The sequence below is a fragment of the Acinetobacter sp. RF15B genome (assembly GCF_007558235.1).
Lineage (GTDB): Bacteria > Pseudomonadota > Gammaproteobacteria > Pseudomonadales > Moraxellaceae > Acinetobacter > Acinetobacter lwoffii_C.
In genome coordinates, this window is record NZ_VLSR01000008.1 from 1 (window position 1) to 19,257 (window position 19,257).

The following is a 19,257-nucleotide window of genomic DNA, read 5'->3' on the forward strand; positions in this document are numbered from 1 at the left end:
AAACACTACGTACTCTACTCGTCACTAAATTGTACTGTCCTTTCAATAGGCTGAATAAAGTCTCTATTTTATTGCGCTGTTTTAAGTGATATTCATCAGATTCTTGTAGTTGAATAAACTTCATATTCTTTCGATGATAAGTAATTAAATCAATACCTTGATCTTTCAACCTACTTTTTAAATCTTGGCTGATATAACCACGATCCGCGTAAAGCTTTGCTTCTAAGCCTTCAACCAAATGCTCAACCATTTTTATGTCAGCCACATGTCCATTGGATAATGCTGAACAAACTATTTCTCCAAGTTGATTCATCACAACATGTAATTTACAGCCGTAGAACCAGCCCATTGAGCTTTTACCGCGAGAAGCAATTTTAGATAATGATTTATGGCGTTGAATCCGTTGGTTTTTACAAACAGGTAAAGTGGTTGAGTCAACCCATAAATATTGGCTCCGTTGACCTTTCATTAAGGCTACATGTAAAGCATGTAGTGCTAATTGATGCATATTAATCAGGTGAATCATGCGTTGATAACAAGGTAAGTTTTTAAATAAATGACTTTTATCCTGTTTCAGCCATGAAAAAAATGCTTTGAAATTATTGAAGTGAGAACACTTATACCAAATGGCGATAAAGATGATTTCAGAGATACTCAGTTGCGCTTTTCGGATTCTTAAGCAGTGATGGCTTTGCTTGAGGAATTTCCAGTAGGTTGCTTCAAATTTAAGAAAGAAATCATCAATTACACAGAATAATTCGGTACTATTGAACATCGGGACTAGAGTTGTGGGTTTTGTGTGGTAACTCAACTGATGGCTCTAGTCCTTCTGTTTTTCAAGTCCATTTCTTATCCGCGATTCGGGTTATAGTTAATTTTTTTATATTTTTTAATATAGAATTATACTCATTGTTAAGCAATATCATTATGTTCCATCATTATCGCTATAATTCATATAAAATGAGTTCTTTTCTAAATGATATCTTTAGGCTAGGTAAAAATAAAAAACCACACTTAAAAGTGTGGGCAATCTGGACAACGTCTCAGGTCTAAAAAGAAAAATATGGTTAATTTTCCTCTTCACAGTACTTAGTAAAGCAATGCTTTTTTGATCTTTTGATCTGTCTTATATTGCGACAAAGCATAGACCGCCCAAATAGCAGCCGGGATCCAACCTAGAACTGTAATCTGAAGAAATAAACACATCATTCCTGCAAATGGACGACCTATCGTAAAAAACAGCAGCCAAGGAAAAAACAAAGCGACCAAAAGTCTCATATTACGTTCCTATTGATGCGTTATTTCAGGTGAATTAATTTTCATTGAAGGGATAAATTAAACAATTTTCGATCACGTTCGTCTGTTAAATACTTATCCATTTGTGTAATTAATTTGGCTCTAGCTTGTTCATCACCTTCAGTAATTTTTAACATGCAGGATCCGATTAAAATCTTACGTCTGGTATCGTTCTTTCTTGCCTGTTCTTTCTCTTTAGCACGTTCTCTTGCCAGTGCTGCCTGTCTTTGAGCCTTTAACTGCTTTAGCTTTTCTTCCTGTGCTTTGATTTTGCTGTCTAGTGTTTCAGTAATGCTCATTAATCCAATACCATCATCTTGGGAAACCATCCCTAACATAAGCGCACTTGAATCTGCATTCAAGGTGCTATATGTATAGTAATGTTTTCCTCGAAGAGCGCACTTATGCAAACTTTGTTTGCAAGTCCGATTGGGGAAACCCCAATACCCCGACAACCGTAGCCACGGTTGTATTTCACTACGTGAAATTTTAACAGCGAAATCAGGCATGGCGATTTACCACTTTTCAGTTAAAACCTTTTCCCGATCTAATGGACGATCAGCAACAGCTGCTATCGCCTATCGTGCTGCGGAAAAGATTTACTGTGAGCGTGAAGGCCGAACGCATGACTACACCCGAAAAACAGGCGTAGAGCATCAACAAATATTTTTACCACAAGATGCTCCGGAGCATCTTTGGCAACGAGAAAAACTCTGGAATGAGGTTGAACAGCGTGAAACCCGAAAAAACTCAACAGTCGCCCGAGAATTTGAAATTGCATTTCCGAGTGAACTGAACCAGGAACAACGCCAGGCTATGCTAAAAGAGCTATGTGAAAGTATTGTCGAAAGACACCAGGTAGCCGTAGATGCCTGCATTCATGCTCCACATACCGGATCCGGCAGTGATGAACGCAATTATCACGCGCATATCCTGATGAGCACACGCAGACTGACGCCGGAAGGATTTAGCACAAAGACCCGAGAGCTAGATCAGAAGTACAGCGGAGAAGTTCCCTACTGGCGCGAACGCTTTGCCGAGATCTGTAATCAGCACCTGGAACGAGCCGGACATAGCGCCCGGGTCGACCATCGCAGCTATAAAGATCAGAATCAGGATCTGGAAGCCACCCTGCATGAAGGTCCAGCCGTTACCCAGTTACGCAGACAGGGCATAGAAACCGAACTGAGCCGAACCAATGACCAGATCAGACAGAGAAACCAGATCCGTTTAGCACAGCACAAAAACCTGGATCAGCTGATTGCTGAAAACGAAATAGAACTCAGCGGATTAAAGATAAAGCAGCAGATCCAAAGTAAACATAGCGCCAGAACTTCACCAGTTGACGATAGAGCCGCTTTTAAGCAAAAACAGGCAGAGACCCTCAAGAAACTCGTCAAGGGCGAAATTAACGCAAAAGGGGCTGATCTGGACCCGGTATTCATGCAGGAGTGTTTCCAAGCTGCCGATCAGGCCATTCAACACCACCGCGAACAGCTAAGTCAGTTCAGCAAAGAACTGGCAACAGAGATCAATCAGAATAACCTCAAGCAAAGCTATGCAACCTTAAAGGATCTGGCTCAGCAATATGAGGAACTTGGCCAAAACAAGCCGCTGCTGTTTGGCAAAAAAGCCTGGGAAGCACAGCGCCAGTCAATATCTCACGAATATCGGGAACTCAAACAACAGCATGAATATAACCAAAAACATGGCATTAGTACCCTGCTCGAGGATGCCAAGTTTAAAAAATATGCCTGGAAGGAATACCAGAATGCCCATCCGGAGCAGGCAGATAAATATCAAAGAGTGTCCAGATCTTATCCAATCATCAAACAATACGTTCAGACCCTGCAGAAAGAGCGAGAACAGGCTCAACAGCTCGAACGTAGACAGCAGCGAGCTAAAGAGCAGTCAGTAGCACCAAAAAGAAAAAACCGAGGAATAAGTCGTTAGCCCATACCTGGTTGTACAGAGCGAGTGTCTACGAGCGAACTACAGGGATCTAATTTTTCGCCTGCTTTTTCCCTGATTACAGGCTCCCCTGTGTGTCAAGAACTCAGAATCAGAGCATCCCGCATGGGTGCGAACTGATTACATGGGTTTTATGTCGAGCGAAGCGAGTGAAAAAGTTCTATGAGCGAAGCGAATTCCGAGTTGCTTTTGCTTTTTTTAAAGTCACGAAATTCTGAGCCAAAAATTGCCCCTACGAACTGAGCGAAAGCGAAGTTCAATAGAGTTTGAGCGTAGCGAAAACCGAGGGCAATTTTTCCTTTTCTGGGCTTTTAATTATTTTAAAGTTTTTAAATGCTTTTAGGTAAGCTGAAAGCCTTGTAAATAAAGGCTTCTAGACTTCATATGACTACGTTTACCTACCAATATGACTACGTTTACCTACCAATATGACTACGTTTACCTACCAATATGACTACGTTTACCTACCATAAGTCTACCTTATTTATTTTGTAGATTTAACCACGTTTACCTTGCATTAATCTACAAATTTATTAATATAGACTTATATTCATAACTAATAAGATAGATAAATAAAGTGCGGGATTTAGTAGTTAAAGATAATGCATTAATTAATGCGAGTTATAACTTAGATTTAGTAGAACAGCGTTTAATCTTATTAGCTATTGTTGAAGCAAGAGATAGTGGTCGAGGCATTAATGCCAATGATCCATTAGAAGTCCATGCTGAGAGCTATGTAAATCAATTTAATGTTGCAAGACAAACAGCGTACCAAGCATTAAAAGATGCTTGTAAAGATCTATTCGTACGCCAATTTAGCTATCAAGAAATCAATAAGAGAGGAAATGTAGAAAATGTTTTAAGCCGCTGGGTCAGCGAGATCAGATATATCGATGATGAAGCAACAGTGAAGTTAATATTTGCTCCTGCAATCGTCCCACTTATTACACGTTTAGAAGAGCAATTTACTAAATATGAATTACAACAAATTAGTAATCTCAGCAGTGCGTATGCTGTGCGGTTATATGAATTGTTAATAGCTTGGCGCAGTACAGGCCAAACTCCTATTATTGAACTAGCAGAGTTCAGGCAAAAAATAGGTGTTCTTGATGATGAATATACAAGAATGGGGAATTTCAAAGACCGAGTATTAAATTTGGCTATTGCTCAAATTAATGAACATACAGATATTAAGGTCCAATGTCAGCAACATAAAAAGGGACGTAATATTTCTGGCTTTTCATTTACCTTTAAACAGAAAAAAGTCGTTATAGCTAACAATAAAAAGCAAACTACTCTTGAGATTTTCTCAAAATTTACTGATGCACAGCGACATTTTTTTGCTAATAAGCTATCTGAGCTTCCAGAAATGAATAAATATTCTCAAGGTACTGAAAGCTACTCACAGTTCGCAGTTCGAATTTCTGAAATGCTAAAAGATCTACAAAAATTTGAAGAGCTACTGCCATATCTAGAGAAAGTAGGCTTTAATGCAAAATAAACTTCATGTTTAGATCGGATGTTCATATGAACATGCCTGTACACGTACTGAGGGACTCCATTGAACACAACAAAATTTAGCGTTATGGACGCCAGTAAAACCTTTAGAAAGTCTAGAACAACAATTTATGAAGCTATAAAAAATGGTGAATTATCAAGGGATAGTGATGGACTTATAGATCTATCGGAATTAATAAGAGTTTATGGAAATCCAACTGGTGTTCAGTCCAGTACACGTATTGAACAAGTCCAGAAGGATGCACCTGTACGCATACAGTCCGAGATCGAAAATGTTCTAAAAGATCAGATTACTTTACTTAAAAATCAGTTAGATTTAGCAAATCAAAGAGAAAAGTCTTTGATGCAACATATTGAAGATCTCACTCATAGAATTGAGTTTAAAGGCACCTTAGAACAGCCAAAACAAGAAAATACTAGTAAGCTAAATGAATCTACTAATCTAAATATAGCAACAGATCCTCGGCCAGAGATTGAGTCGAACTATGACGCATTGACTACTCCTGGGGAAGACAACAAGCGTATACCTATTCCTGAACACGTTGAACCGGAACCTAAAAAAAGGGGATTATTGGGCCGTTTAGCTCGGGCAGTTTTTACAGATGAGTAAGGTTTTATTGTTGTTTTTAACTAAACAAAAGTGTGGAACATTGCTTGTTTATTGAGCGTGGAACATGGCTAATCAATAAAAAGCCGTTCTAGTGCGCTGAACTCTAGAACGGCTTAGTATAAGTTTATGATTTATATCGAATAAAAAACAGTATTTCGTATAAGTTGTATTATGTTAATTTTAGGGAATCTTAATTTTAAAAATTAATTATGTTCAAAGCTTTAATGCTAGTTGTCGCTTTAGTTTCAACTTCTATCAATAATTTATCACATGCAGAGACCAATACATTGAACGCAAATAAGGTACTAGAGCCCTTTATATTTGAAATTGGTTCTAATTTTTCAGATATTCAAACTAACTTCAGCTTAGAACCAAAGACCTCAGGAGTAAATTTCATTAAAGAATCAAACTGGTACAGATTAAAAACACCAGTAGGATTTATTTCTCTTCAAGAGTGGCAAGGTAAACTTCATTCTATTGCTTATGAAATTGATATAGATGATGTAGAAGTAAAAAAGAAATTAAGTGATTATCTTTTTGAAAAACATAAAAATAATTTTGAGTGGATAGATCGAGTTGATAATGGATTTTATATTTCATATGAATCATCTAATGATTCTATCCAAGGGATCTATGCTTACTCATTAGGAACAACTATTTCTTTTACTAGTAATGAAATTAGACAGGCTGAAACAAAGATTCGATTTCCAAATCTTTAATTTATGAAATCACTTATTTAACATAATGGCTGTTATGCGAAATCCATTTTAAAAATTACTTGTTTTTCAATAAAATCAAAATACCAAAGATCAAAAAACATACGTTTTAACAACTCGTGTGTTTTTTAAGCAACTTTGTAATCTTTCGCCAATAAATTTGACTAAAAATTACGCATCTCACCTTGAGTTATACAATTTTGTGATACATTGTTGTATATACAAATTTGAATGTTTTTTATGAAACAGTATTTCGAATGGGATGAGGCAAAGAATCGAAAGAATCAGAAAAAGCATGATGTCTCTTTCGAAACTGCAAGCCTTGTTTTTGAAGATCCATTAAGGATCTCAATCCAGGACAGACATACCGATGGTGAAGAACGTTGGCAAACCATTGGAAAAGTAAAAGGCGTACTAATGCTCTTAGTAGCTCACACCATCTTTGATGAAGGTGACTGTGAAATCATACGAATCATTAGTGCAAGACAAGTAACCAAAGCGGAGCGCAATCAATATGAGCATGGTTAGATATACACGCGAAGAGCTGAATGAAAATTTCAGCAACAAGCAAGATGCTGAAGTTGAAAACTTGCTTGCTAAGGGAACGGTTCCTGACGATCAGCTAGATCTATCAGATATTCCTGAAATTACAGACTGGAGTAATGCTATTCGTCATGGGCAATTTTTTCGTCCAGTGAAGCAACAAACGTCAGTTCGTCTTGATGCGGATGTATTAGCATGGTTAAAAGCACAAGGAAAAGGTTATCAAACACGTATGAATAAAATTCTGCGTGAAGCAATGCTAAAAGATTTAAAAAATCATTAATAAAAATGGGAGCTTAGGCTCCCATTTTTAATTTAGTATAACGTGTATTATGCTAATTTTAGAAGAATTAAATAACTACTAAGTCGAATTCATTTGAATTAATAATTTTTTCTCCATAAAAATCCTAATTAAACTACTGTGTAGTGGCTAATCAAAAATTCATTAATATTATTAAGAAAATATTCCTGTGATTATTTAATATGGAAAACACTGAAAAACACAATAATAATCCATTTTTACGATTAACACTATAAAAATAAACGGTTTTATAGATCACTTAATATTTAGTACCTTAATCCTCGCAGGAAAGGTACTATTTTAAGAGACAGATTATGTTGAAACATTCGTTACTTATTGCAATGCTTGCAACAGTTACAGTGACTACACAAGCTGCAGCGTTAACTAAAGATAACGGTGCGCCTGTAGGGGATAACCAAAATTCAATCACTGCAGGTGAAAACGGTTCAGTTTTACTTCAAGATGTTCAATTGGTACAAAAACTACAACGTTTTGGCCGTGAGCGTATTCCTGAGCGTGTGGTTCACGCACGTGGTACAGGTGCATATGGTGAATTCGTAGCAACTAAAGACTTATCTGACCTGACGATTGCCTCTCTATTCAAGGCAGGTACAAAAACTCCAGTTTTTGTTCGTATGTCCACAGTAATTCATGGTAAAGGTTCACCAGAGACTTTACGTGACCCGCACGGTTTCGCAGTGAAGTTCTACACACAAGAAGGTAACTGGGATTTGGTCGGTAACCAGACACCGGTCTTCTTTATCCGTGATGCGATCAAGTTCCCGGACTTCATTCACGCCATGAAGCCAAGCCCGGTGACCAACGTACAAGATGCTAACCGTGTGTTTGATTTCCTGTCGAGCCAGCCATGGGCAACCAACATGCTGACGTATGTATACGGCAAGCAAGGTGTTCCAGCCAGCTACCGCGAACAGGACGGTTTTGGTGTTCACGCTTACAAACTGTATAACGACAAAGGCGAATACAAGTACGTGAAATTCAACTTCCGCTCTAAACAAGGCGTGAAGGGCTTGAACGTGAAAGAAGCGGCTGAGCAGCAAGGTAAAGATTTCAACCACTTGACCAATGACCTTTATAACAACATCTATGCAGGTAACTTCCCGAAATGGGATCTGTACATTCAGGTGCTTGATCCTAAAGACCTGGGCAAGTTTGATTTCGATCCACTAGATCCAACTAAAATCTGGCCAACTGAGCTGGTTCCAGAAACTAAAGTCGGTACCTTGACCCTGAACCGTATGCCGAAGAACTTCTTCAACGAGACTGAACAGTCAGCATTTGCGCCAGGTAACCTGGTACCAGGAATCGAACCATCTGAAGACCGTCTGCTACAAGGCCGTATCTTCTCTTATTCAGATACACAAATGTACCGTTTGGGTGTGAACCATCAACAAATTCCTGTAAACCGTCCAGTGATTGATGTAAACAACAACAACCAAGATGGTTCAATGAATGTCAGTGAGCGTAATTCTGATGTGAACTACGAACCAAGCCGCAAAGAGCCCAAAGCTGCAACTGCGAAAGCACGTGCGCTACAAACGCCTCTATCTGGTTACGTACAACAAATTGGCGTGAAAGAGCAAAACTTTAAGCAAGCGGGTGATCTTTACCGTTCATACACTACGAAAGAAAAAGACGATTTAATCATGAACTTGGCTGCGGATCTTGGCAGTGTTAAAGATTCAGAAACCAAACACATCATGTTGTCTTACTTCTATAAAGCAGATGCAGATTACGGTATGCGTATGACTAAAGCGGTTAACGGTGACATCGCAATCGTTAAAGCAAAAGCTGCAAAATTGAAAGACTAATTCTGGTTGGTTGATCAAATCGGTGACTAGCGATTAAGAGTCACCACCGAAAAGTCCTGTAAAACTCAAATCCTTTCCTGCAACCCTAGGGGAGTTTTACAGGAATTTTAGATTTCCAATATTTTGTCATAAGCAAACTTGAGGCCAATTGAAATGAAAGCAATCTTGAATAGCGTGATGATGTCTATTTCTAGCATTCTATTAGTGACTCTGCTTACGCTAGGAATAACTAAACTTCATGCCCAAGAAACAGTTCAAGTGGCTCAGCAACAAACGGTAAACTCCCAACAGGAATTAATCGATATCTTTTTTGCCGCAGCAAAAACTGGTAATCAAGAAGTTATTAATGAATTTTTAAAATACGGATTTCCAGTGAATGTCCGTAATAGTGCAGGTTATACGCCCTTAATCATGGCAGCTTATTATGGTCATCAAGATGCAGTCACTATATTACTAAAATATGGTGCCAATCGCTGCGCACGTGACAACAAGGGCAATACTGCCTTAATGGGTGCGATGTTTAAGCTTGAATGGGCCATTGTAAAACAGTTACGCCAAGTCGATTGTGATAGCAATGCCAATCAAACTGGACAAAAAACTGCAGCTGAATTTGCCAAAGTAATTGGTCAGGAAGAGAAATTTAAAAGCTTATTTCATGTTAAATAACTTCACTGACCGGTTTTTGAGTGGCATCCTCATGTCTAAGATACTGAGAGCAGTCCAAGGATGCCGGGGGTATTAATTATTTAAATTAAAGAAAACTTGGTAAACCTTTAGCAGGATCTGTTTCACGTGCCGCTTGAGCATCTGCTACAGTCATACCTAAGGCATTAGCAACGCCTTGCCCATAAGCTGGATCGCAAGCATAACAGTTGCGGATATGACGGTATTTGATGAAATCTAGCGCATCACCCATCGCTGCGGCCGTGTTATTAAACAATGCTTGTTTCTGCTCATCATTCATCAAATTGAACAGGGCACGGGGCTGGCTGAAGTAGTCATTGTCATCTTCGCGGAAGTCCCAGAAATCAGCATCACCGGTAATCTTTAATGCTGGTTCTTTAAACTGAGGTTGTTCCTGCCACTGGTTAAAACTGTTCGGTTCATAATGTGGCAATGAACCATAGTTGCCATCCATGCGGCCCTGACCATCACGACGATTAGAGTTTACAGGGCAGCGTGCAGCATTGACCGGAACCTGTGAATGATTTACACCAACACGGTAACGCGCTGCGTCGGCATAGTTCACTAAACGTGCCTGTAACATACGGTCCGGTGAGTAGCTGATGCCCGGTACAAGATTACTAGGTGCAAAGGCTGCCTGTTCTACATCCTGGAAATAGTTTTCCGGATTGCGGTTCAGCTCAAATTCACCGACTTCAATCAGTGGATAATCGCCCTTCGGCCAGACTTTGGTCAGGTCAAATGGATGATAAGGCACTGTTTCGGCTTCCTGTTCTGGCATGACTTGAACGTACATTTTCCATTTTGGATAGTCGCCACGTTCGATGGCATCAAACAGGTCGGTCTGGCTGCTTTCACGGTCTTTGGCAATCAAGTCTGCTGCTTCAGCATCGGTCAGGTTCTGGATGCCTTGCTGGGTACGCATATGGAATTTCACCCAGAAGCGTTCATTTTGGGCATTGATAAAACTGAAGGTATGGCTGCCAAAACCATGCATATGACGGTAGCCAGCAGGAATACCGCGATCCGACATGACAATGGTCACCTGATGCAAGGCTTCAGGCAATAATGTCCAGAAATCCCAGTTATTGGTGGCACTGCGCTTGTTGGTTTTCGGGTCACGTTTGACTGCTTTATTCAGGTCAGGGAACTTGCGGGCATCCCGTAGGAAAAATACCGGAGTATTGTTGCCAACTAGATCCCAGTTGCCTTCTTCAGTATAGAATTTCAGGGCAAAACCACGAATATCACGTTCTGCATCGGCCGCACCACGTTCACCCGCCACCGTTGAGAAACGCGCAAACATTTCGGTTTTTTTGCCGACTTCAGAGAAAATTTTAGCGCGGCTATATTGGGTAATATCATTGGTCACGGTAAAGGTACCGAAAGCACCTGAACCTTTGGCATGCATACGACGCTCTGGAATCACTTCACGGACAAAGTTGGCCAGTTTTTCATTCAGCCATAAATCCTGGGCAAGTAAAGGTCCACGCGCACCTGCCGTCATACTGTTCTGATTGTCGACCACAGGGGCACCAGCTTCAGTAGTCAGGTGGGTAACAGGACATTTTTTAGGGTCTTGACTCATACTATTAACTCCCTTTTCTTTTAATTTAAATTTCCTACAGAAATTTAAGATTTTCAATCCTATCTTACCCTTTACTTGCTTATTAAAATATTAAACTAAGGATATTTTTGAAAATTTATAGCCAACTGATTTAACATAAAATCTCTTATACGAAGTCAAAAAATTAGCCCCATACCCATATTGGATAGGAGCTATGTGGAAAAAAATATTGTGAATTTGATAAGAAAAACAGAACCCTCTAATTCTTCTTTTAGTTCTTTTTATAAGTAAGAATTAGAGAGCTAATTTTCTTCGCTGTGGCGTTTTATAGTTATTGTTCTGAGGCTGATTAAAGCATCTATTGATTAAATAATCACCACATTTTATTGCAAACCCGACCACTGACTTATTGATTAGAGTGATTAATATCACACAATTAATTAAACTTAAAAATCACTATAATGAACTTATTTTTATTAATCATTTGAATAATCATTGATTCTTTAAGATAGATTGGCATAACACTTATAAATCTAAATTTTTTTATAAAATTACTAGTAATTTCTATAACTTATAGATTGTTAATTCTGTGCTATCTATTATTTTTAGAAATAAATGTCCCTAACATGATCATGAAGGTACTACTCCCCCCTATTACTAAACTCATGAGTATTATTTCTATACTTAATATCTCTGTCCAATGACTATGGTTACTCCACGGAATATATACACCATGTCCAAATAGAAAGTTTATAGCGCATAAGATAAGGAAGCTTATGAGAGTGGATATTATTAAGGTAACTATAAGATTTTTCCAAACTTTTCGTCCTACACACAATACAAACAATGTTAGGCATATCATTATAATTATTGAGATTATTAAAATAATATTCCAATATTCCATTTTTATTACTCATAAGTTTTTCTAATTAAACTTAATAAAATCTTATAGTTAACCTGAATCCTGTTTAAGCCAACTATTCGATTACTCGAATGGTTGGCTTATTTCTGTGGCTCAATTGATATGCGCACAATGAAGCATAAATCCCTCCTAGAAATCCACAAACACTACGTACTCTACTCGTCACTAAATTGTACTGTCCTTTCAATAGGCTGAATAAAGTCTCTATTTTATTGCGCTGTTTTAAGTGATATTCATCAGATTCTTGTAGTTGAATAAACTTCATATTCTTTCGATGATAAGTAATTAAATCAATACCTTGATCTTTCAACCTACTTTTTAAATCTTGGCTGATATAACCACGATCCGCGTAAAGCTTTGCTTCTAAGCCTTCAACCAAATGCTCAACCATTTTTATGTCAGCCACATGTCCATTGGATAATGCTGAACAAACTATTTCTCCAAGTTGATTCATCACAACATGTAATTTACAGCCGTAGAACCAGCCCATTGAGCTTTTACCGCGAGAAGCAATTTTAGATAATGATTTATGGCGTTGAATCCGTTGGTTTTTACAAACAGGTAAAGTGGTTGAGTCAACCCATAAATATTGGCTCCGTTGACCTTTCATTAAGGCTACATGTAAAGCATGTAGTGCTAATTGATGCATATTAATCAGGTGAATCATGCGTTGATAACAAGGTAAGTTTTTAAATAAATGACTTTTATCCTGTTTCAGCCATGAAAAAATGCTTTGAAATTATTGAAGTGAGAACACTTATACCAAATGGCGATAAAGATGATTTCAGAGATACTCAGTTGCGCTTTTCGGATTCTTAAGCAGTGATGGCTTTGCTTGAGGAATTTCCAGTAGGTAGCTTCAAATTTAAGAAAGAAATCATCAATTACACAGAATAATTCGGTACTATTGAACATCGGGACTAGAGTTGTGGGTTTTGTGTGGTAACTCAACTGATGGCTCTAGTCCTTCTGTTTTTCAAGTCCATTTCTTATCCGCGATTCGCGGTTAAATTATGTTTCTATTTAAACATCTACTTAATAAGTATAAATATCAAATTCTATTGAAAATATAGTTAATCAGTCACTATCCAGCTTATTTATAGCCAGATTAACGCAATATCCACCTCAGGCTTTGCAGGTTTAGACTTAGATCAATATCTTCCATCTTGAGTCAATCCTTTAAGTCCGGCATAAGGATCAGCAGCAATCATTTAAGCACTCTCAACTTTCAATCAGATGCTTCATCAAAATCAGTGTTGTAGTCTGATACCGTGTCATCCTTTATTTTTGATATGCAAGGGGGTCACTTGATTGAAATATGAGCTTATTTACAGCTAAGATACAGTGCCTTAGCCTGAATTCATCTAGAATCAAATCAATATAGCAGCTTTCCGATAGAGCATTTATCATGCTTCGCTATACCATTAGCTATAATGAATAATTGATTCATTTGCTTCATAACAGTCATCTACTCTAGATAAACCAACACCAATTGTTGATGGAAAAACCTATGCAATGTCCTAAATGTGGTTCGGCCGACATCGAAAAACGCGACCATGAGCAATTATTAAAAAAAACCGGTGGTATATTATTAGCTTCAGCAGGAGCGACGGCAGGAACCGTAGGAGGTGCGGCATCCGGAGCTTCGATTGGAGCCGCCATCGGGACAGTTGCCGGGCCTTTGGGCGTGATTGTAGGCGGTACGGTAGGTACCTTTGTCGGAGCCATTAGCGTAGGCATTACTGGTGGAGTGGTAGGCAATTTCCTCGGTAAAAAAGCCGGTGTATCGGTAGACCGTAACCTCTTTTTAGACTACCAGTGCCTAAACTGCAAACATAGGTTTAGCCTAAAAAATCAAAACACAGACTAGGCCAGTTGAGGAAATGATTTCCTCATTTCCTCTTGAATTTAAACGCTTAACCCTGATGCAGTTTTAAGGCAACTTCGGCCAGTCGTCTGCCTTGTGCTTCACACAGCAGCTTTTCATCTTGACTTAAGCCTTGATCATGGCGTGGCCCACTGACATGACTGGCACCATAAGGCGTGCCACCCGTTTTGGTATTCGATAAGGCGGGCACTGCATTACTCAATCCTATAATCAACATGCCATGATGAAACAAAGGCGGCAGCATGGTCAGCAACGTACTTTCCTGTCCGCCATGCATTGATCCTGATGCGGTAAATACACAGGCCGGCTTGCCATGCAGGGCTCCATTCAACCATAGGCTGGTGGTCTGATCCCAAAAATATTTCATTTCAGAGGCCATATTGCCAAAACGTGTCGGCGAACCTAAGGCCAGACCTGAACATTGCGCCAGTTCCTCAATCGTACAGTAAATATCCCCTTCTGCCGGAATACTGGGTTCCGCCTGAGTGACTACGGTGGCAAGATTTGGAACAGTCCGGATTTTTACTGCCATGCCTGCGGCTTCTACACCATTTGCAATCAAATGTGCCATTTCTTTGGTCGAGCCATATTTGCTGTAATATAAAACAAGGATATAAGGTTGCATGCTGACTCTTATTCATTACTAAAAAATAAAACTATACGGTATTTTGCATCTTTTTTGGTTAAGCTGGTCAGGGAAAATACATGATGACTAGAAAAATCGAGATTGAGTACAGATGATTTTGGATTATATAAAGAAGTTACCTTTTTATGAGAAACACTGGTTTCAATTTATTCTGTTTGTCCTTGGCCGCTTTGAACATGATCGTTGCCGGGAACAGGCGGGTTCATTAACCTATACCACCCTATTTGCGGTGGTGCCTATGCTGACAGTCTTTCTGGTCATTATCTCCTCCATTAAAGCCCTGGAGCCAGCCCGACAACAGTTACAACAGCTGATTTATAGTAACTTTTTACCCAAAACCACGATTGCTTTTGACAAGGCACTCAGTGCATTTACTGATAAATCCAGCAATTTAACCGTGATTGGTGTGCTGTTTTTATTTGTGACCACCATCCTGATGCTCAGCAGCATTGAAACTGCCTTTAACCGGATCTGGCGGGTCAATAAAACTCGTGGTGGACTCATAGGTTTTATGCGTTACTGGACCATTATCTCGCTTGGTCCCATTTTACTGGGCAGTGCCTTTGTCATTTCCTCAACTTTGGCTTCACTCAATGTTCTGAGCAATAATTTTACCGGATATGAATTGAATGGAACTTTTCTACTCTGGATCATTTCTTTTTCTTTAACGGTCCTGGGTTTTTTTATTTTAAACTGGACCATTCCCAACCGAAGTGTACCGATCAAATCCGCTCTGATTGCGGGCCTGTTTAGTGCAAGCGTATTTGAGCTGCTCAAGAACCTGTTTGGTTTTGTGATGACCAACTTTACCAGCTATGAAATTATCTATGGTGCTTTTGCAGCCATACCGATTTTTCTGCTGTGGATTTATCTATCATGGAATATTATCCTGCTGGGCGTAGAGATTAGTTATGCCCTGACCGCTTTTGAATCTGGCCGTGACTGCAAACGCCATCCGATGATTATATTGCTGGATTTACTGGCACTATTTTATAAAAAACAAAAAACGGGTGAATGTGTCAGTGAAGCCGAAGCACTCGAGGTTTTGGGACAGGACGAAATTGGACGCTGGCCTAGCTATGTGGATATGTTTGAAAAACAGAATCTGATCAAATGCACCGAGGATAATCAATATGTGCTGGTACGTGACCTGGATCAGGTGAGTTTCTGGAATTTTTATTTACAGTTGCCTTATCCTCTGCCGCACAAGCAGCATCTGAATGATCCTGCCGCAGAGGAAATATGGATGCAGAAACTTTCTTCTAATATTTTGGCCACCGATCAATATCTGGAAGATAAGTTGAGTTTTCCATTATCTGACCTGTTCCGGAATAAATAAACAAGAAAACCCCTCTCTCTGGAGAGGGGTTTTGCGATCTATGAGGTTAACTCTTTAGAGATTTTCAGCCAATTACAGCACCAGTGGGCAGAAATGGCTTATGCAGAAGCACATGTACGCCCCATAAAGCTACGGCTGTGAGAAGGGAAAAGATCAGCACAGAACCTAAGGCGATCTATCTGAGGGCAGTAATATCGCTGGCCGCCGATTTAAGATCACCTGCTGTAATCCCTAGAAGCCACATAATATAAACATGAGAGCAGATGCTTTAACCTCTAAGGCCTGACAATGGTTGATTGACAACCTGCTTTTCACTTGAAGGAAAACACGATCAAAGCAGCAACAATCCAATATAGACTTTAAAAATATTGAAGCGCTGACCCAAAGCATATAGCTTTGGCCACGATCGGCTTCTCCTCATTCCATGATGATCATAAAAAAAGGAGCCTCTTGGCTCCTTGATCTAAACATCAGGCCTTATTTCACAAAAGTTGACCATAGATAGTCTTTTTCTTTGCCTTTCAGGGTCATGTTCAGCTGGTCACCGAATTGCAGGGCAGCCACACCGGCTGGCGTACCGGTCATCACCACATCTCCGGCTTCCAGCGTAAATACCTGACTGATCTCGACCAGTAAGGTAGCAAGATCGAAAATCAATAAAGCCGTATCGCCTGTTTGACGCCGCTCGTTATTGATGTCAAGCGTATACTGCACGTCTTTCCAGTCCGTGATCACATCCGCTACAGGTACCCAGTCCGCCAGCATACAGGAACCATCAAAGGCTTTGGCACGTTCCCAAGGCTGGCCTTTTTTCTTTAGCTCATCCTGAAGGTCACGCAGGGTCAAATCCAGGCCAAGCGTCACAGCGCCAATCGCCTCTAATACTTTGGCAGGATCGCTTTCCTGAGTTAAAGTGCGATCAATACGCAAACTCAACTCACACTCATAGTGGCAGTTGCCCCAAGCCGGATTCCATGTAATTCCCGCATCCAGCGACCTTAAGGCACTCGGCGGCTTGATAAACAGGACAGGACGATCAGGTACTGCATTCCCCAATTCTTTGGCATGATCTGCATAGCTGCGACCCACACAGACAATTTTTGATGGACGGGTACTCATGATCTGATTCCTTATCTTGATCGGTCTTATTGCTTGAAAGTATTTTCGAAAAGGCTTTGTTCAGTTGTATCTTTAAAAGCACGCTTAGGGATAATGATAACTGTACGGTTTTTCAGTTCCAGCATATAGGTCAGTTTACCCATCGCAAAAGTTTGTACTTCATTATAATGCACGATCTTGCTGCGCCCATTATTAAAGATTGCCGCATAGTCCTGAAACAGATCAATCCCCTGCTCACTTTTGCCAAACTGATATTTAATAAACTGGCGTTTGAACATCATCGGTAAAAACCAGTAACGCATAATTCCCTGCAATATCAGGAAAAAGGCCCCGAGTGCCACATAATAGCGCCCGACCCCATCAAAACCCATGGAAAAACCCCAGATAATAATCCCGATACTGACCAAAGGGGTCAGAAAACGGCTGATCTGCTTTTTGCCAAAAGTGGCCAAGGCAAATCCATCTTGAGACTCCTCCAGAGTCAGAAAATAGCGGGTCGATAAGGTTGGTGCTGACTCAGTCATAGCGTCACATCAAAAAATATAATCCTGTTCCATACTATAACAAAATATGCTTAAAACTCATGGCTTATGCGCTTAATTACATAACTTTGCTTTGGAAATAACAGGATTTTAGTTTAGACAAATCCTCATTAAATCAAAAACACTTGCCTAGGCGATGGAATGAAAAGATTAACACCCTATTTAGTGATTAGTAGCGTATTCCCGATACCCCTATCTGCTTTTGCAAACATTATCTTATGTACAGCCAGTCTGCCCAGTAAGCTTGATATATTTCAGGGCAATGCCCAGTAACTGGCTGAATTGACTGGCGCAGTTCGCCTGATTTATGCATAGCCACCGGAATTCTTTTACCGACCGTTAAGATCAGCGCCAGTCTAAGGCTCAGCTTTATAGCGAAGCCATCGTCCGACATCTTGTCCTAACATCAATCAAAGTCATTGACCAGCAGGCGGCTATTCAGCAGAAATATCAGCTACCTCCCAATTCCGGTATTAAATTTTAAAGTAAATGGGCTAATGCAACGTCATTTAGGAGAGCCTCGCATCAGCATCCTGATGCTGGATGCGCCGATTTCTTATCGCGCTGACAAACTAGAAGGTTGGCTCTCAGTCCGAATAAGATACTGGTGACCGTGAAGCAGTGGGGTGATTGGCATCAGCCGCAAGGTGTGATACTCAATAAAAATTAAAATCTTGATGTTTGTTGTTATTATTGATTTTTTGTATAAATATTAAAAAACCTAGACCAAAAAAAACCGCATCAATGTGCGGTTTTTTCAAAATTCTTATCAAGATTGGTGCGCTCAGAGAGATTCGAACTCCCGACCCCTTAGTTCGTAGCCAAGTGCTCTATCCAGCTGAGCTATGAGCGCGACGTCTTGATGGGGTGCATTATATAGAGTTTTTATCAGTTGTTAAGTGTTTTTAATAAAATTACAACTGAACGTACAGTAATTAAACGATACAACCCTATTTAAGTTTTTTAAAGAATATTTCTGCAAATTTAGAGCTAAAAGCAATAACTCATATCTGGCAAAATCCAAGAATTGACCAAGTTCATATTTAATTCAATTAAAACTGGTTGTACTCAGATGCTGAATACATGATTGACCGACTCCACGTTCAGGACATTTTGTCAGACCGAATGCTCCAGATTCATGGACAATATATTTATTGATTTTCTTACTTCCTGACCAGTGCTCGACATGTTTGGGGACAGCCAGCTTCAAAACTCTGAACGGTATGTTTACCGACAAGAAGATCGCTGGGCTGCCTGTATCACGCCATCTAGGCTTGGAAACGCCTGAGCATTATTTTAGCATGAATTTTTTGGGATACGGTGAATTTTGGGCACAAAAAAACCGCTTTGCAAGCGGTTGATTGTTCAAGTTGGTGCGCTCAGAGAGATTCGAACTCCCGACCCCTTAGTTCGTAGCCAAGTGCTCTATCCAGCTGAGCTATGAGCGCGTAACTTGTTTGCCTGATTGGCGATACGTTATTCTTGCTGTACTTATTGGTGCGCTCAGAGAGATTCGAACTCCCGACCCCTTAGTTCGTAGCCAAGTGCTCTATCCAGCTGAGCTATGAGCGCGACATAAGTAAGCGTGGCGGTGAGAGAGGGATTCGAACCCTCGATACAGTTGCCCGTATGCGTCCTTAGCAGGGACGTGGTTTCAGCCACTCACCCATCTCACCGTAACGTGCGGCCATAATACAAATTTCAGCATGGCACTGCAAGCACAGCTTGAAAAAAAAATGCAGTTTTTTGATCGTTTACATACT

At 39.9% G+C, this 19,257-nt stretch carries 18 protein-coding genes, 4 tRNA genes and 1 pseudogene; 10 read left to right on the forward strand and 13 right to left on the reverse strand.

Annotated features, from left to right (window positions below):
• The 3 genes from E2K74_RS07675 to E2K74_RS07685 form a co-directional block, all read right to left on the reverse strand.
• Positions 1-775, reverse strand: a 775-nt coding sequence (locus E2K74_RS07675; protein WP_151206971.1) for an IS982 family transposase, incomplete at its 3' end; no start/stop codon positions are given.
• Between the two features lie 314 nt (positions 776-1,089).
• Complete coding sequence (locus E2K74_RS07680; protein WP_151206972.1) at positions 1,090-1,278, reverse strand: YqaE/Pmp3 family membrane protein; 189 nt, start codon at positions 1,276-1,278, stop codon at positions 1,090-1,092.
• Positions 1,279-1,319: 41 nt separating this feature from the next.
• Positions 1,320-1,595, reverse strand: a complete 276-nt coding sequence (locus tag E2K74_RS07685; RefSeq protein ID WP_151207121.1) for a mobilization protein — start codon at positions 1,593-1,595, stop codon at positions 1,320-1,322.
• Between the two features lie 208 nt (positions 1,596-1,803).
• Between E2K74_RS07685 and mobQ the strand changes: the two genes are divergently transcribed.
• The 8 genes from mobQ (at position 1,804) to E2K74_RS07730 (ending at position 9,453) form a co-directional block, all read left to right on the forward strand.
• The gene (gene mobQ, locus E2K74_RS07690) at positions 1,804-3,249 is read left to right on the forward strand and encodes a MobQ family relaxase (protein WP_151207123.1); all 1,446 of its coding nucleotides are present in this window, start codon (positions 1,804-1,806) and stop codon (positions 3,247-3,249) included.
• A gap of 595 nt (positions 3,250-3,844) precedes the next feature.
• Complete coding sequence (gene repM, locus E2K74_RS07700) at positions 3,845-4,768, forward strand: replication initiation protein RepM (RefSeq protein ID WP_151206973.1); 924 nt, start codon at positions 3,845-3,847, stop codon at positions 4,766-4,768.
• Between the two features lie 60 nt (positions 4,769-4,828).
• Positions 4,829-5,395 (forward strand): plasmid replication DNA-binding protein, encoded by a 567-nt coding sequence (locus E2K74_RS07705; protein ID WP_227548020.1) that lies wholly within the window; start codon positions 4,829-4,831, stop codon positions 5,393-5,395.
• A 209-nt stretch (positions 5,396-5,604) separates the two neighbouring features.
• Positions 5,605-6,114 (forward strand): hypothetical protein, encoded by a 510-nt coding sequence (locus E2K74_RS07710; protein ID WP_034686874.1) that lies wholly within the window; start codon positions 5,605-5,607, stop codon positions 6,112-6,114.
• 237 nt (positions 6,115-6,351) lie between these two features.
• On the forward strand, positions 6,352-6,639 hold the full coding sequence (locus tag E2K74_RS07715; protein ID WP_151206974.1) for a BrnT family toxin: 288 nt from the start codon (positions 6,352-6,354) through the stop codon (positions 6,637-6,639).
• A complete protein-coding gene (locus E2K74_RS07720; protein ID WP_151206975.1) occupies positions 6,626-6,937 on the forward strand; it encodes a BrnA antitoxin family protein in 312 nt (103 codons plus the stop codon). The genes E2K74_RS07715 and E2K74_RS07720 overlap by 14 nt, the downstream gene beginning before the upstream one ends.
• A 332-nt stretch (positions 6,938-7,269) precedes the next feature.
• Positions 7,270-8,787 carry a catalase gene (locus E2K74_RS07725; RefSeq protein WP_151206976.1) on the forward strand — a complete coding sequence of 506 codons (1,518 nt, stop codon included), beginning with the start codon at positions 7,270-7,272 and terminating at the stop codon, positions 8,785-8,787.
• Between the two features lie 165 nt (positions 8,788-8,952).
• On the forward strand, positions 8,953-9,453 hold the full coding sequence (locus tag E2K74_RS07730; protein WP_410553849.1) for an ankyrin repeat domain-containing protein: 501 nt from the start codon (positions 8,953-8,955) through the stop codon (positions 9,451-9,453).
• Positions 9,454-9,538: 85 nt separating this feature from the next.
• Here E2K74_RS07730 and E2K74_RS07735 read toward each other — a convergent pair whose 3' ends face one another.
• Together E2K74_RS07735 and E2K74_RS07745 are read right to left on the reverse strand one after the other, a co-directional pair.
• Entirely contained in the window at positions 9,539-11,059 is a 1,521-nt protein-coding gene (locus tag E2K74_RS07735) for a catalase (protein WP_151206977.1), read from the reverse strand.
• 956 nt (positions 11,060-12,015) lie between these two features.
• Positions 12,016-12,875 (reverse strand): annotated as a pseudogene (locus E2K74_RS07745) (IS982 family transposase).
• A 583-nt stretch (positions 12,876-13,458) separates the two neighbouring features.
• Between E2K74_RS07745 and E2K74_RS07750 the strand changes: the two are divergent.
• Positions 13,459-13,830: a hypothetical protein gene (locus E2K74_RS07750; protein WP_161982786.1), complete on the forward strand. Its 372-nt coding sequence runs from the start codon at positions 13,459-13,461 to the stop codon at positions 13,828-13,830.
• A gap of 46 nt (positions 13,831-13,876) precedes the next feature.
• On the opposite strand, the gene wrbA is transcribed toward E2K74_RS07750, so the two are convergent.
• A complete protein-coding gene (gene wrbA, locus E2K74_RS07755; RefSeq protein ID WP_151206980.1) occupies positions 13,877-14,473 on the reverse strand; it encodes an NAD(P)H:quinone oxidoreductase in 597 nt (198 codons plus the stop codon).
• A gap of 112 nt (positions 14,474-14,585) precedes the next feature.
• Between wrbA and E2K74_RS07760 the strand changes: the two genes are divergently transcribed.
• Positions 14,586-15,833, forward strand: a complete 1,248-nt coding sequence (locus E2K74_RS07760) for a YihY family inner membrane protein (RefSeq protein ID WP_151204921.1) — start codon at positions 14,586-14,588, stop codon at positions 15,831-15,833.
• 477 nt (positions 15,834-16,310) lie between these two features.
• Here E2K74_RS07760 and E2K74_RS07765 read toward each other — a convergent pair whose 3' ends face one another.
• From E2K74_RS07765 to E2K74_RS07790, 7 genes are all read right to left on the reverse strand, one after another.
• Positions 16,311-16,952 (reverse strand): fumarylacetoacetate hydrolase family protein, encoded by a 642-nt coding sequence (locus tag E2K74_RS07765; protein ID WP_151206981.1) that lies wholly within the window; start codon positions 16,950-16,952, stop codon positions 16,311-16,313.
• Positions 16,953-16,978: 26 nt separating this feature from the next.
• The gene (locus tag E2K74_RS07770; RefSeq protein WP_151206982.1) at positions 16,979-17,476 is read right to left on the reverse strand and encodes a YcxB family protein; all 498 of its coding nucleotides are present in this window, start codon (positions 17,474-17,476) and stop codon (positions 16,979-16,981) included.
• A 229-nt stretch (positions 17,477-17,705) separates the two neighbouring features.
• A complete protein-coding gene (locus tag E2K74_RS14580; RefSeq protein WP_151212476.1) occupies positions 17,706-17,888 on the reverse strand; it encodes a hypothetical protein in 183 nt (60 codons plus the stop codon).
• A gap of 382 nt (positions 17,889-18,270) precedes the next feature.
• A tRNA-Arg gene (locus tag E2K74_RS07775) sits at positions 18,271-18,347 on the reverse strand.
• A gap of 518 nt (positions 18,348-18,865) precedes the next feature.
• A tRNA-Arg gene (locus E2K74_RS07780) sits at positions 18,866-18,942 on the reverse strand.
• Between the two features lie 47 nt (positions 18,943-18,989).
• A tRNA-Arg gene (locus E2K74_RS07785) sits at positions 18,990-19,066 on the reverse strand.
• A gap of 14 nt (positions 19,067-19,080) precedes the next feature.
• Positions 19,081-19,170 (reverse strand) — tRNA-Ser (locus tag E2K74_RS07790).
• Positions 19,171-19,257 lie beyond the last annotated feature (87 nt).